15 protein-coding genes, 1 tRNA gene and 1 other RNA gene are annotated in these 14363 nt (G+C 43.4%); 12 read left to right on the top strand and 5 right to left on the bottom strand.

The window, feature by feature from the left end; all coding sequences use genetic code 11:
* Nucleotides 1–202: 202 nt before the first annotated feature.
* The 4 genes from QM830_RS07565 to QM830_RS07550 form a co-directional block, all read right to left on the bottom strand.
* Complete coding sequence (locus tag QM830_RS07565; RefSeq protein WP_225305933.1) at nt 203–619, bottom strand: helix-turn-helix domain-containing protein; 417 nt, start codon at nt 617–619, stop codon at nt 203–205.
* Between the two features lie 95 nt (nt 620–714).
* A tRNA-Lys gene (locus tag QM830_RS07560) sits at nt 715–787 on the bottom strand.
* A gap of 5 nt (nt 788–792) precedes the next feature.
* Nucleotides 793–985, bottom strand: a non-coding RNA gene (gene ssrS, locus QM830_RS07555) — 6S RNA.
* Nucleotides 986–1051: 66 nt separating this feature from the next.
* On the bottom strand, nt 1052–2323 hold the full coding sequence (locus QM830_RS07550; protein ID WP_368402992.1) for a replication-associated recombination protein A: 1272 nt from the start codon (nt 2321–2323) through the stop codon (nt 1052–1054).
* A gap of 114 nt (nt 2324–2437) precedes the next feature.
* On the opposite strand from QM830_RS07550, the gene QM830_RS07545 reads away from it, so the two are divergent.
* The 6 genes from QM830_RS07545 (at nt 2438) to QM830_RS07520 (ending at nt 6299) form a co-directional block, all read left to right on the top strand.
* Nucleotides 2438–2908 (top strand): DUF3013 family protein, encoded by a 471-nt coding sequence (locus QM830_RS07545; protein WP_414326307.1) that lies wholly within the window; start codon nt 2438–2440, stop codon nt 2906–2908.
* A 55-nt stretch (nt 2909–2963) separates the two neighbouring features.
* Nucleotides 2964–3506 carry a hypothetical protein gene (locus tag QM830_RS07540; RefSeq protein WP_414326306.1) on the top strand — a complete coding sequence of 181 codons (543 nt, stop codon included), beginning with the start codon at nt 2964–2966 and terminating at the stop codon, nt 3504–3506.
* A gap of 49 nt (nt 3507–3555) precedes the next feature.
* Nucleotides 3556–3990 (top strand): NUDIX hydrolase, encoded by a 435-nt coding sequence (locus QM830_RS07535; RefSeq protein ID WP_031574864.1) that lies wholly within the window; start codon nt 3556–3558, stop codon nt 3988–3990.
* Nucleotides 3987–4460: a GNAT family N-acetyltransferase gene (locus tag QM830_RS07530; protein WP_414326304.1), complete on the top strand. Its 474-nt coding sequence runs from the start codon at nt 3987–3989 to the stop codon at nt 4458–4460. The genes QM830_RS07535 and QM830_RS07530 overlap by 4 nt, the downstream gene beginning before the upstream one ends.
* A gap of 137 nt (nt 4461–4597) precedes the next feature.
* Nucleotides 4598–5548 carry a 50S ribosomal protein L11 methyltransferase gene (gene prmA, locus QM830_RS07525; RefSeq protein WP_049486462.1) on the top strand — a complete coding sequence of 317 codons (951 nt, stop codon included), beginning with the start codon at nt 4598–4600 and terminating at the stop codon, nt 5546–5548.
* Between the two features lies 1 nt (nt 5549).
* A complete protein-coding gene (locus QM830_RS07520; protein WP_414326303.1) occupies nt 5550–6299 on the top strand; it encodes a 16S rRNA (uracil(1498)-N(3))-methyltransferase in 750 nt (249 codons plus the stop codon).
* Nucleotides 6300–6340: 41 nt separating this feature from the next.
* Here the strand turns inward: QM830_RS07520 and QM830_RS07515 are convergent, their stop codons facing one another.
* A complete protein-coding gene (locus QM830_RS07515) occupies nt 6341–8803 on the bottom strand; it encodes a bifunctional 2',3'-cyclic-nucleotide 2'-phosphodiesterase/3'-nucleotidase (RefSeq protein ID WP_414326301.1) in 2463 nt (820 codons plus the stop codon).
* Nucleotides 8804–8968: 165 nt separating this feature from the next.
* Between QM830_RS07515 and QM830_RS07510 the strand changes: the two genes are divergently transcribed.
* From QM830_RS07510 to QM830_RS07485, 6 genes are all read left to right on the top strand, one after another.
* Entirely contained in the window at nt 8969–9346 is a 378-nt protein-coding gene (locus tag QM830_RS07510) for a DUF1310 family protein (RefSeq protein WP_414326299.1), read from the top strand.
* Nucleotides 9347–9558: 212 nt separating this feature from the next.
* Nucleotides 9559–9951, top strand: coding sequence for a DUF1310 family protein (locus tag QM830_RS07505; protein ID WP_414326297.1), 393 nt, complete (start codon nt 9559–9561; stop codon nt 9949–9951).
* A gap of 5 nt (nt 9952–9956) precedes the next feature.
* Nucleotides 9957–11273 carry a hypothetical protein gene (locus tag QM830_RS07500; protein WP_414326295.1) on the top strand — a complete coding sequence of 439 codons (1317 nt, stop codon included), beginning with the start codon at nt 9957–9959 and terminating at the stop codon, nt 11271–11273.
* A 3-nt stretch (nt 11274–11276) separates the two neighbouring features.
* Nucleotides 11277–11666 carry a hypothetical protein gene (locus tag QM830_RS07495; RefSeq protein WP_414326293.1) on the top strand — a complete coding sequence of 130 codons (390 nt, stop codon included), beginning with the start codon at nt 11277–11279 and terminating at the stop codon, nt 11664–11666.
* Entirely contained in the window at nt 11653–11946 is a 294-nt protein-coding gene (locus QM830_RS07490; RefSeq protein ID WP_009732116.1) for a hypothetical protein, read from the top strand. Before QM830_RS07495 ends, QM830_RS07490 begins: the two co-directional genes overlap by 14 nt.
* An 83-nt stretch (nt 11947–12029) precedes the next feature.
* Nucleotides 12030–14249 (top strand): RelA/SpoT family protein, encoded by a 2220-nt coding sequence (locus QM830_RS07485; RefSeq protein WP_414326291.1) that lies wholly within the window; start codon nt 12030–12032, stop codon nt 14247–14249.
* Nucleotides 14250–14363 lie beyond the last annotated feature (114 nt).

Raw genomic sequence — 14363 nt, 5'->3', positions numbered from 1 at the left:
ATAGTATAGTTTCTAATAAAACTATTGTACTTATTTTTATAGAAAATGTCAATAAAATAAATAAACAATTTGGAAGTTTCAGTCTGACTTACAAAAAGAAAAGGAGTTTTCACTCCTTTTCACAGATTGAAGACAAAGTCCTTATAAAAGTGTCTTCTAAAGATTTTAACTTCAATCTGAAGCGAGGTTATCCTCGCTTTTTCTATTTATCAAACAATTCCTTATTTTCAATTAAGAGTTCTAGTGGAGATTTATCCCTTGCTTCAATAAAACCAGGTTCATATTGGTTATGAAGTGTTCTTTTCTGAGAAGTTGGATCAATATACAACTCATCTCCATCTTCTGTGTATAGTTGGTTGCCTCTTGTTAAGTAAAGTAAATCCTCTAAGTACTGTCCATCAGTTTCTAGAAAATCTTCGATGTATTTGACAGCTTTTAAAATCTCACTTACTTTATCAGAGTATTCATTAGATTCAAGAACACTCTTTTCTAACTCAATCTCTTTACTCGTTCCAAATAGTTGGGTTGGAGTTGCATTAAAATATTCTGCTATCTTATCCAAATTTGCAAAGGTAGGATAGCTTTTTTGTTTTTCGTAATCAGAGATGTCTGGAAAGATTGCTCATAAAAAAATGTGGGGCAAATGATGGGGCAAATGCTCTTAAGACAAGCAAAAAAGCCTTGGTTATCAAGGCTTTTACTGTTGAAGTTTGATGCCCCCTACAGGGCTCGAACCTGTGACCCATAGATTAAGAGTCTACTGCTCTACCAACTGAGCTAAGGAGGCAAATATAAAAAGCTGTATTGGTGCCGAAACTTCACGATTTGTATTGAACCCGCGCAATTAAGCAGGTGGGCAACTCGCTCTGACTTAGCTGCTTCCGCGTGAAACGGCCTGCATACTGCCAGAAGTCTTTTGTTTCCCTAATAATACAAAAAATAGTCGGTCAACACTTAAGTGTGAAGTCGTACACCACAGCGTTTCTATATGTATATGATACCACATTTTGAAAATATTTCAAGGGAAAATCTTAATTTTTTGAAACCGATGTCACTTTTTCTTGAATTGGTCAATCTTCTCCTTGGTAGCTCCGAGAGCACGTTCGTACTTGCCATTTTCATTGGGAATAAAGTAGGATGCGTGTTTGAGCTTGTCTGGCAGGTAGTCTTGATTGACCCAGTTGCCGGGGTAGTTGTGGGGATATTTATAGTTTTGTGCATTTCCCAGTTCCTTGCTTCCAGCATAATGACCATCGCGGAGGTGGCGAGGAATGGGAAGGTTGCCAGATGTCCTCAGATCAGACAGGGCCTTATCCATGGCGACGTAGGCTGAGTTGGACTTCGGCGAAAGGGCTAGATCGATGACAATGTTGGCGATGAGAATGCGTGCCTCAGGAAATCCGATACGCTCAGCTGCTTGCAACGCCGTCACGGTATGAATCTGCGCATCTGGATTGGCCAGGCCGATATCCTCATAAGCAATCACAGTCAAACGACGAGCTAGGCTGGGTAGGTCACCAGCTTCTATCAAGCGAGCAGCATAGTGGAGACTAGCATCGACATCGGATCCACGGATGGATTTTTGCAGGGCAGAGAGCACATCGTAGTGGCCGTCTCCATCTTTGTCCATGGTGATGTAGCTGCGCTGGAGGCTGTTTTCCATGATCTCTAACGAAATATGGCGGATGCCTTCTGCATTTTCAGAGGTCGACAGCACAGCCAGATCGAGAGAGTTAAAGGCGGAACGAAGATCTCCATTGGTCGAAGTAGCGATAAAATCCAAAGCGTCCTCATCGAGAATGACAGGAAAGTCAAAGCCACGATCGGGATCATCTAGCGCCGTTTTTAGAGCTTGCTTGACCTCCTCCGTCGTCAAAGGTTCCAGCTCAAAGATCTGTACGCGGCTACGAATAGCAGGTGTTACAGAGAAAAAGGGATTTTCAGTCGTTGCACCGATCATGATGACCAGACCGCTTTCGAGCAAAGGCAAAAGAAAATCTTGCTTGGTTTTATCAAGGCGATGGATCTCGTCTAAAAGCAGGACCAAGCCACCTGAAAACTTGGCTTCCTCTGCGATTTCTTGGAGGCGTTTTTTACTGTCGACGGTTGCATTAAAGGTCCGAAAGGCATACTTGGTCGTTCCTGCGATGGCAGAAGCAATACTGGTCTTTCCGATCCCCGGAGGTCCATAGAGAATCATGGAAGACAGACGATTGGCCTCGACCATGCGGCGGATGATTTTGCCTTCTCCGACCAGGTGTTGTTGACCAATGACTTGATCGATCGTCCGTGGGCGCATACGGAGTGCGAGATTGTCGGGCATTTCCTTCTCCTTTCTAGCTTTGTCTCCTTTCAAAGAGGCGTTTTTTATGGTAAGATTGTAGTAACTATTGTATCATATTCCGCTCTAAGAGTGGGAAATTAGAAAGAGGACGCTATGTCTAAATATGGATTTTTGGATATTTTAGAAGAGGAGATGGACAAGGTTTTTCCTTTTGATTTTGAGATCAATTGGGATAAGAAAAACCATGCGGTAGAAGTGGCTTTCCTCTTGGAAGCACAGAATACAGGAGGGGTTGCCTTGGTTGATGAAGCGGGTGAAGAGTCTGATGAGGATATTTTCTTTGAAGAAGCCGTGCTCTTTTACAATCCAGCCAAGTCGCATGTGGAAGAAGATGCCTATTTAACGGCGATTCCTTATGAGCCTAAAAAAGGATTGTCTCGTGAATTTCTAGCCTATTTTGCGACTTTCCTTCGGGATACAGCTGAGTTGGCCTTGGATGAGCTCATGGATTTCTTAGCAGACGAAGAAGCAGAGAGCTTTGAGATCATCTGGAACCAAGAAGTATTTGAAGAAGGGAAAGTTGGCTTAGAAGAAAGTACTTTTTACCCTTATCCGAGATATTAGAAAAGATTCTAAGTGGACATTTTTAAATAATGAATTCAAGGAGAAGGGGGAGATTATGCTAGAAAAAGTCAAACAGTTTTTCAGGAGAAGGTCAGCTAAAACTGAGCCGTCAGTTGATATTCTTCCCCGCAATCGCTTTGCGGATCTAGATTTCGAGCGAATATTGAAGTCAGGAACTCGTCGCCTTGTTAATGAGGAAGGACGCTATGCTGAGGATGGGAAAATCACAGAACTTGAATTTCCTGAAGATTTTGCGGAATTTGAATTTCTAGTTGGTTTTAATACGGAAGAGGAAGACCAGTTTCAGCAACTATTAGCTCGTTTAAATAGTATTGATAATGCCATTCAGTCCCATTTGGAAAGCGAGTTGCAACAACCCATCCCTCAGTATGCTAAGGATCTAGGCTATACTCAGAAGAGGTGGGAGAAAACCTTTTACTTCCATCCTTGGATATTAAGTTTTGAGGAAAACCCGCCTAATCTTCGCTATGTTGCCGATTATGTAAATGATGAGTTTACGGTTTATTTTGCTAAAAAACATGGCAGATGGCAAGCATACTGGGATGCAGAGTGCCAAAAAGTAATCGAAGAAAGCTAGCTCGTATTTTCCTAGAGAGTAATTGTTATCATAGAAAAGAGTAAATATCATGGAATTATTGGATAGCAGAATGGATTTCCAAGGTTGCAAGATTGCCTTGATTTGTGGGGATAAGGTCTTGACTATCTTACGTGATGACAAGGACGATATCCCTTGTCCCAACATGTGGGAGTTGCCAGGTGGTGGTCGTGAAGGAAACGAAAGCCCTTTCGAGTGCGCAGCGCGTGAAGTTTATGAGGAATTGGGAATTCATTTAGATGAAGACTGTCTGCTTTGGAGCAAGATTTATCCTAGCGTAATCTTTAAAGACAAGCAATCGGTCTTTATGGTTGGTCAGCTAAGACAAGAACAATTTGACAATATTACCTTTGGGAATGAAGGACAGGCCTATAAACTGATGCCTATTGAGGAATTTTTGAAGTCTAAACAGGCAGTGCCTCAGCTACAGGGGAGATTGAGGGATTATTTGGAGGAAGGTTTATGATAACACTTGTTCGAGCGGGAGCAGAGGATTTAGAAACTATTATTGCCATTCAAAGAGCTAGCTTTAAGGCTGTTTATGACAAATACCAAGATGAATATGACCCTTATCTCGAGGACCGTGAACGAATCAAATGGAAACTAGTCGAACGTCCCAATAGCTATTACTACTTTGTAAAAGAAGATGAAGAAAACATCGGATTTTTACGAGTTCAGACTAATGCCGAGTTAACGAAAGCTTGGTTGGGAACGGCAGCGATTTTGCCCCAGTATCAAGGAAAAGGGTATGGTTCTGAGGGACTGAGATTGCTAGAAGAGGAATTGTCAACCATCACACAATGGGATTTGTGTACGGTGTTACAGGATGCAGGCATGGTCGCGTTCTACGAGAAGAATGGCTACCATCAAACCCATATCGAGCCTGAAAAAGAAGGCATGGATATGGTCTACATGAAAAAATTGATAGAGAAATAGAAAGGACGGTTCGGTTAAATTTCTAAACTGAACCCGCCCTAAACACTATGCCAAAAAGATAAACTTCTCTTAGACAAAAACGTCTTCAGAGAGTTTCCTATTTTGGCTTTGTGTTTTACGGGCTTGGTATCTTAATGATGGAAACATGGCAAGAGTTAAAAGTTACAGTGAAGCGTGAGGGAGAGGAGTTGGTTTCCAATCTCTTGATAGAGTTAGGTGCCCAGGGTGTTGCGATTGAAGACAGCATGGACTATGTGGGCAATGTGGACCGCTTCGGTGAGATTTTTCCTGATGTCGAGCAGCAAGAAGAAATCGTGGTGACGGCCTACTACCCGGAAACGGTTGATGTAGCAGCGGTTGAAGCGGACTTGCAGGCTCGCTTAGCAGAATTGACGGATTTTATGGATTTAGGAGAGGTCAAGATGGGTACGACTGCCTTGGCTGAGGAAGATTGGGCGGACAACTGGAAGAAATACTATGAACCAGCTCGCATTACCCATGATTTGACCATCGTGCCGTCATGGACAGACTATGAGGCGACGGCTGGAGAAAAGATTATCAAGCTAGATCCTGGTATGGCCTTCGGAACTGGAACGCACCCAACAACCAAGATGAGCCTCTTTGCCTTGGAGCAGGTTCTTCGTGGTGGCGAAACAGTGCTAGATGTAGGGACTGGTTCAGGGGTCCTTTCTATTGCCAGCTCACTTCTAGGTGCCAAGGAAATCTTCGCCTATGACTTGGATGATGTGGCCGTTCGTGTCGCTCAGGAAAATATTGAACTCAACCCGGGCATGGAAAACATCCATGTAGCCCCAGGCGATTTGCTTAAAGGGGTGGAGATTGAAGCAGATGTTATCGTGGCCAATATCTTGGCGGATATCCTTATCCATCTGACGGACGATGCTTATCGCTTGGTCAAGGACGAAGGCTACCTCATCATGAGTGGCATTATCAAGGACAAGTGGGACATGGTGCGTGAGTCGGCTGAGTCAGCTGGATTTTTCCTTGAAACTCACATGATCCAAGGGGAGTGGAATGCCTGTGTCTTCAAAAAAACTAAGGATATCTCTGGTGTGATTGGAGGCTAGCATGCAACAGTATTTTGTAAAAAGTTTGGCTAGCTCACCTGTCACTATCGAGGATAAGGAAACCAGCAAGCACATGTTTCAGGTCATGCGCTTGAAAGAAGATGACCAGGTGACCCTAGTCTTTGATGATGGGATCAAGCGTTTGGCACGCGTGCTAGATGTGGAGGCTCGTCAGTTTGAATTGGTTGAAGAACTTGATGACAATGTGGAACTGCCAATCCAAGTGACCATCGCATCAGGCTTTCCCAAGGGAGACAAGCTGGAGTTTATCACTCAAAAGGTGACGGAACTGGGTGCTAGTCATATCTGGGCCTTCCCTGCTGACTGGTCAGTCGCCAAGTGGGACGGCAAGAAATTGGTCAAAAAGGTTGAAAAACTAGAAAAAATTGCCCTTGGAGCAGCAGAGCAAAGCAAGCGGAATCTTGTCCCAGGTATTACCCTTTTTGAGAAAAAGGCAGACTTTCTAGCCCAACTCGACCAGTTTGATCGCATCGTGGTGGCTTACGAAGAGTCAGCCAAAGAAGGCGAAAGCGCTGCTCTTGTACAAGCTGTAAGTGGTCTTGAAAAAGGGAGCAAGGTTCTCTTTATCTTTGGACCGGAGGGTGGTCTTTCACCTTCTGAAATTGAAAGTTTTGAAGCCAAGGGAGCTGTTTTGGCAGGACTTGGTCCTCGGATTCTCCGTGCAGAAACCGCCCCACTCTATGCCCTTAGCGCAGTGAGTGTTGTCACAGAATTAATGAAAAACGCGTGAAGGTAGATCTTCACGCGTTTCTTTATGAGAACAAGAAAGAATTAGTTTTCTTCTTTCTTACGAGATGGGAGAAGGAAGCCAAGTCCGGTCATCACTAAACCGACAAGGGCTAAGATGGAAGCACGTTCTCCTGTTTCAGGCAAGGTTTTTTCGCTGATAGAAGAAGCAACTACTGGCTTAGCAGTTTCTTGGCGAGCTCCTGCAGGGCGAGCTCCTTCTTGACTTGGAGCAGGAAGAGTAACGGTTTGTTGGCTATGAGACAGGGTGATGGTTTCATCTTGTGCCGGTTTCTGATGGTTCGGTACAAAGATAAATGAAGGGTTTCCTGTTTCTGGTTTTGTTGGTTCTTCTGGTTTTGTTTCAGGTTCTACTTTTGGTTCCACATAAACAAAGCGGAATTCTCCAAATCCTTCTTGTTTAGATGGTTCAAGGTAGACAACATCTCCGTCTTTACCAACCAGATCCTTAGCTTTGTCAGCGGTTAAGAAGCGGACATCTACCCCCTTGATGCTGTCTGTAAAGCGCCAGTTACCGTCTGCACTTGGGTTGATATTCTTTTCTTCCAAGATGTAGTTAATGATAGCTTGGCGGTTTTCCAATCCAAGGAGTTGATTCAAGCTAGCATCGCGAACACCTGGGAATTTTCCGTTTGCCCGGTAGTTGTTGGTCACAACGATAAATTCTTGATCCGCAGCTACTTCTTTGCCTTGGTATTTCAAGTTGCGGACACGGCTAGCATCTGGGTTAACCGTTTTTCCTTCGCGGTCGTATTTATTTGGTTGGGTTACGTCGAACTCATAGGTCACCCCGTCGATAACGTCAAAGTTGTAGGTCCGGTAGTTAGGGTTGACAAGCTGTTGAGGCTCTTTGCTCATTGGGTCGATCGTGTTGAATTGTCCGGCAGACATTTCCAACCATTCCTTGAGTTGAGCACCAGTCACCTTAAGGATGGCAGTGACATTATCATATAGATAAAGGTCAGCGACGTTCTTGATGGCGATTGGTCCAGCTGGGATATCTGTGTAGGCAGTAGCATCTCCACGGGTACCTGCCTTAAATGGCGCCGCAGCAGAGAGGATTGGAAGGTTAGCTTCAGGAGTTCCTGCCAATTCCTTCTTAGCATACCAAATTTGTGCGTTGTTCACGATTTGGACAGATGGATCATCTTTCACAAGGGCAAAGTAGCTGGTGATTGGAGCAGAAGTAGTTCCGACTTGTTGGCGGACATATTTAACTGTACCTTCGTGGGATTCCTTCGCGATAGCGGTGATGCGCTCATCGGCTGCTTGTGATTTGGTGTCGATCTTGCGGATAGCAGCCTTGCTTCCAACAACAGACCATTTGCCGTCTGTGTAGCGCAGGTTGAGGTCGATAACCCCAAGGTGGTCGCCGTATTTTCCAGCCATGGTAACCGGTGTTCCGTTGATTTTACCGTTTACCCCGTCAACGCCAGCATATTTTTCGTAGAAGCCAGTTCCATTTCCGCTTGGGAATTCAGCGTGTGAGTGACCAGTTACAACTGCATCAACACCTGGGAGGCTGGCAATTTGGTAACCTTCGTTTTCTTCGCCTTTTTCGTACTTATCGTCTCCGATACCAGAGTGAGAAAGGACGAGGACGACGTCCGCTCCGGCTTTGCGCATTTCTGGGATGATGGCTTGGATGGCTTCGACGGAGTCATTGACCTTGACCTTGCCTTCGAGGTTGGCCTTGTCCCAGCTGAGGATTTGTGGAGGGACGATTCCTGTTACCCCGATATTGACATCGACTGGACGACCGTTTTTGTCAGTATAGGTCTTTTTGATAATCTTATAGGGATCGTAGACAAAGGCACCAGTCTTTGGATCCACGACGTTGGCATTGACGATCGGCATGCCGGCAGTAGAGATGACCTTTTTAAGGTAATCTAGTCCGTAGTTGAATTCGTGGTTTCCAAGGGTTCCTGCATCAAAGCCTAATTTTTGAAGAGCCGCATACATAGGGTGTTGCTCACCATCTTTGATGGGATTGACGATGGCCTTATAGGTACCAAGAGGAGTTCCTTGGATAGTATCTCCGTTATCAACGAGGAGGACGTTGCTATTTTCTTTCTTCGCATCTTCGATCAAGACAGCTGTTTTTGCTAGACCAACGTTTTGCGCTGGTTTGTCTTGGTAGTAGTCATAGTTGACCAAGTTGGTATGAAGGTCCGTTGTCGCAAGGATGCGGACGTCGACTTCTTGCCCCTCAACTGGAGTGTTCGCTTTTGCGTCACTGGCGCTATTTTGAGGTGCTGCTGGAGTCGCTTCGGTTGCTGTAGCAGTGGCTTCTCCGCTAGCAGTCGGAGTGTTATTGCTAGTGGATGCTTCAGAGCTAGTCGCGGGAGACGCAGGAGTTGCGGCCTCTGTGACAGCAGTTGCTGACGAATCAGTTGAGCTCGTCGCTTCATCTGCTTGAGCAGTTGTCGTTGCCAAGAAAGCAGCAGCAAGGCTGAATAGGGCAGCCTGTTTACGGAATGATGACATGGTTGTCCTCCTAAATAAAATGATGTCTTTCTATTATATCTTATTTTGTTCGGAATGGATTCGTTTTCGTATCCTTTCTATATGATAAATTGATAAAAATTTTTCCAAAATAAAGGCTCAGTTTTCAAAAAAATTACGAATGATAAAAGTGAGGAGGCGATACAGATGAACAAAAAAAGAAAAGGATGCCGTTTGATATTTTCTTTGATGATTCTTGGACTCGTAGTATGGATTGGGTTGAAAGTCAAGGACTATCTGGAATTCCAACAAGAAATGGTTCGAATTGTACATAGTCAAGAAGTGAAAAAGTTAATTGTAGATGATTTGAAACAGAAAGACTCGGCTGCGTTTACAGAAACAGGCAAGATCCAATCGTATGAAATTGATGACGAAACGATTGAACACAATCCGATGGGAGGAATTATGTTTGAGGTGATACTAAATGGAAATAAAGAGATAACTGGAAGTATGGGATTAAGGAAATATAGTGAGGATGGGCCGATTGAATCTGTGGGAATGGATGAATCTGAAGGCCTTCAATAACTGATGGAAGAGTAAGCTTTCGGTTTGCTGGTAAACAATCATCAATCTGAGAAAGTAACTCATACGGTTTGATATCTGTTCCAAAATTTTAAAAAAATTTAGAAATTGATGTTACGTTTTCGAAAATTTTTACGAATTATTAAAGTGAGAGTAATAAATTTGAAAACTTAATAGTGTAAAGTGATACTACTAGCACTTTATGGAGGATGAAAATGAAACAAAAAAGAAAAATTGGTCGTTATATATTTGGAGTGTTGCTACTAGGAGTCTTGATATGGGGAGGCATGCTTGTAAAAAACCATCTTGATTTTCAAAATGAAATGGTTCAGATCGTGCATAGTAAGGAAGTGGAAAAGCTGATTGTACATGATCTGAAATTGAAAGATCCTAATGCATTTACAGAAAAAGGAAAGATTCAATCGTATGAAATTGATGACAAAACGATTGAACACAATCCAATGGGGGGAATTATGTTTGATGTGATCATAAATGGAGATAAAGAGATAACTGGTAGCCTAGGCTTGTGGAAGACTAGTAAAGATGGCCCGATTGAGTCGGTGGGAATGGATGCCTCTATAGGTCTTCAAAAACTGATGAAGGAGTAAGAGAGATGTATACTGATCAAGAAAAAAATAGGATTGCGTGGAAAGAGTACTCAAAGTTCAATGTTGGGAAAGAGGTTGATATTGAAAGTGATGGGAAAAAAGAAAAAAGGATAGGCTATGTTTCTGAAATTTTTGGACAGGCACCAGAAAAGGATATGGTCTCCTCTCTCGAAGACTTAGAAGCACGGTTGCAAGGAGCCCTAACTGGTTTAAATGGCTACATTGTGACGGATAAAGAAATCACTCAGGAAACCAGACCAGAGGATGTGCAAAAAGTAACCATTTTGTTTGAGGGCTCGGAAGCAAAATTTGATCAAAATTTCAGGGGAGCTGTAGAAGATTGGGTGCTCACCGATGCTCCAACTGCAATACAAATATCAATGGCCAAGAGACTTGGGATCAAAACGGGAAAAATTTCCCAGCTTGACGCGGCTTCGAAAGAAGTAAAAGCAGCAATGGATAGATATCCGAATGCGCGTTTCAAATTTTATGCTCATTCTTTAGGAGGCTTAAATCTCCAAGCTTCACTTGGATCTTTGGAAGATAAGTATTTAAATAGAGTGGATGGGGCTTATATATATGAAGCACCCAATCTTTATCCACTTTTAAGCGATGAGGAAAAGAAACAGGTCGATAAGATTAAATATAAAATATATAATTATATAGACAAGCGAGACATTGTTACATGGGAACATTCTAAAGAAGGGAACGAGGGTGTTGTTGGGACACTTGTTCGAATTGACAGTAAGGATGTAGGCGATTTAGGAAAACAACACATGTGGGGAGGTTACGACTACAAGGCTGGCTACTTGAACGTCAAAGAAGAAAGTTTAGATGACTATCGATTAGCTCGAGTAAAGCAGGCGAAAGAACAACTGCAGTTAAAGAAACAAGCATTGGAATCTTGGAAAAAGAGAGGGCTTTCCGGACGTGATCTCATTTCCATGGACACAATTCAGGCCATAAGAATAGTGGAATCGTTGAAGGAGTTTGCTCTCATTGCCTCAGATTATATTTTAGCTGTCTGTGATTTCGGTATTGCGGATGTGAAAGGGACTTGGGATACATTATTAGCCTCTTGCCGTTCAACTGTATCCGGAAGCCGATGTACAGAGAGTGATATCGTCAATGCACTTGCTCAAGTTGGTGCAACAAAAGAAACGATTGAGATCAATCGCATCACAGAATTAGAGAAAATTAAAAAAGATACTCTAAAAATAAAGGATAGTATTTTTAGTCTATCAACAGACATAGCGAAAGGGATTGCAACTGTTGCAGCTACAGATATTGCTCTAGCAAGCCAACTTCAATTGCAATGGTAAAGAATGGGAAACAACGAGTTTAAATGTATTAATGCGATTAGAAAAGTGGAAGAAAAATGGAATAGGACTGAAGAAGAATTGAAAATGGAGATGAAAAAACTGGAAAATAGAATGCATCAGATCCATGACCAGTTCTGCTTTACAAAACAGAACATCGAAATGATGGAAGAGGAAGTTACATATTTCTCTAAAACGATGGAAAGTACGGACAGCCTATCGGATTATTTTCAGGAATTATCAGATGTTTATGAGGAATTAAATTCGGACTACTATGGAGAACTAGCTCATATTGAGGAAATACATCAGCTGAAACAAAAGGAACTACAGCTGGTTTCTGAAAAATATGCCAAGGATATTGAAAGATTGAGAAAGGAACTGTATGTCGAAAATTGATGTTTTAAATGATCTTACTTATGAAGATAAGCGTTACATGGCGGCTATCATTAGTGTTAGATTTATGGGGAAATTTGCATTAACCAAGGGAGCAATTGATCAACAAGGTATAAAAAGTAGAATTTCATCGAGTTTAACAGAACTTGAAAGTTCTCTAGATCAGGTCATTGGAAGTATTGATAAGGATTTGGCTGGAAAATTTTCAAACTCTGTTAAAGAAGGCGTTGGAAGAAAGAAAGCTGAGTTACATTCTTTGAAAGAGTTTTGCCAGGCTAAGTAAGATCCGTATATTAAAGTAACTTCATTGGTTCCCATCTGCTTCTAAAAGTGTTAAAATAGTATCCAAGAAACTGGAGAAAACGAATGCCAAAAGAAGAGAATTTAACTGGGGACCAAGTCGTTGCCCTTACAAAAAAATATTTATCACCTGAGGATGTTGCTTTTGTGCAAAAGGCTTTGGTCTATGCATTTGATTGCCATAGTGGTCAATTTCGTCAGTCTGGTGAACCTTACATCATTCATCCCATTCAAGTGGCAGGAATTCTTGCCAAGCTGAAACTGGATGCTGTAACGGTGGCCTGTGGTTTTTTGCATGATGTCGTGGAAGATACGAATGCAAGCTTAGATGATTTAGAACGCGAATTTGGTCATGATGTGCGCGTGATTGTCGATGGGGTGACCAAGCTCGGGAAGGTCAAGTACAAGTCCCACGAAGAGCAATTGGCGGAAAATCATCGCAAGATGCTTATGGCCATGTCTCAAGATATTCGCGTGATTTTGGTTAAATTAGCTGACCGCCTGCATAATATGCGCACCTTGAAGCATTTGCGCAAGGATAAGCAAGAACGCATTTCTCGCGAAACCATGGAGATCTATGCGCCACTAGCCCATCGTCTCGGGATTTCCAGTGTCAAGTGGGAGCTTGAGGATTTGTCTTTCCGTTATTTGAATGAGACAGAATTCTACAAGATTTCTCACATGATGAAGGAAAAGCGTCGTGAGCGAGAAGAGTTGGTGGAAGAAGTCGTCCACAAGATTGAGACCTATGCAGGGGAACGCCATTTGCATGGAAAAATTTATGGCCGACCAAAGCATATCTACTCCATCTACCGCAAGATGCAGGATAAAAAGAAACGCTTTGATGAAATTTACGACTTGATTGCCATTCGCTGTATCCTGGATACTCCAAGTGATGTCTATGCCATGCTGGGTTATATCCATGAACTTTGGAAACCGATGCCGGGGCGTTTTAAGGACTATATTGCCAACCGGAAGGCCAATGGCTACCAGTCCATCCATACGACGGTCTACGGCCCTAAAGGACCGATTGAGTTCCAGATCCGTACCAAGGAGATGCACGAGGTTGCCGAGTACGGGGTTGCCGCTCACTGGGCTTACAAAAAAGGGATCAAAGGTCAGGTTAACGGCAAGGAATCTGCCATTGGGATGAACTGGATCAAAGAGATGATGGAGCTCCAAGACCAATCAGGTGATGCCAAAGAATTTGTTGAAAATGTAAAAGAAGATATTCTAGCGGAAGAAATTTATGTCTTCACACCAGACGGAACCGTGCGCTCGCTTCCCAAAGATTCTGGACCGATCGATTTTGCCTATGAGATCCATACCAAGGTTGGAGAAAAAGCCATAGGTGCCAAGGTCAATGGCCGGATGGTACCTCTTAATACTAAACTTCGGACTGGGGATCAGGTGGAGATTATCACCAATGCCAATTCCTTTGGTCCGAGTCGTGACTGGCTAACTATTGTCAAGACCAGCAAGGCGCGCAACAAGATCCGTCAATTCTTTAAGAACCAAGACAAGGAATTGTCTATTAACCGTGGTCGTGACCTCTTGATGGCACAATTCCACGAGCATGACTTGGTAGCCAACAAGTTCATGGATAAGAAGCACATGGACAAGGTTTTGCAAAAGACCAGCTACAAGACCGAAGAGGCCTTGTTTGCGGCCATCGGTTTTGGAGAAATCGGAGCCATCTCTGTCTTTAATCGTTTGACGGAGGAAGAGCGTCGAGAAGAGGAAAAGGCCAAGGCGCGTGCAGAAGCTGAAGAGCTGGTCAAAGGCGGCGAAGTCAAGGTTGAAAACAAAAAAGACACCCTCAAGGTCCGCCATGAAGGTGGCGTGGTCATCCAAGGGGCTTCTGGTCTCTTGATCCGGATTGCTAAGTGTTGCAATCCCGTCCCAGGAGATACAATTGTCGGTTACATTACCAAAGGACGTGGGGTTGCCATTCACCGTCAAGACTGTATGAATCTGCGGGCCCAAGACAACTACGAGCAACGCTTGATCGACGTCGAGTGGGAAGACAATAACACGACCAAGGATTACATCGCCCATATCGATATCTACGGCCTCAACCGTGCAGGCCTTCTCAATGATGTCCTTCAAGTCCTCTCTAATACGGCTAAGATGATCTCAACTGTCAATGCCCAACCAACCAAAGATATGAAATTTGCCAATATCCACATTTCCTTCGGGATTCCAAACCTGTCTATGTTGACAACGGTTGTGGATAAGATTAAGAGTGTGCCGGAGGTATACTCTGTTAAGCGTACCAACGGCTAGTCGGCTGCTCAGTTATCTTTTATTGCTTCGTTAGCTCGCCTCGCCGTACTTCAGTACTGTCTTCGTCTCGCTGCCTTGCTCTAAAAGTAACTGAATAGCCTCTGTTTTTCAAGA

Origin of the sequence: Streptococcus sp. OMI750 (genome assembly GCF_047463895.1) — a bacterium.
In the GTDB taxonomy this organism is placed as follows: domain Bacteria; phylum Bacillota; class Bacilli; order Lactobacillales; family Streptococcaceae; genus Streptococcus.
The sequence above is the reverse complement of the archived record's forward strand: the minus strand, read 5'-3'. Positions and strand labels throughout refer to the sequence as shown.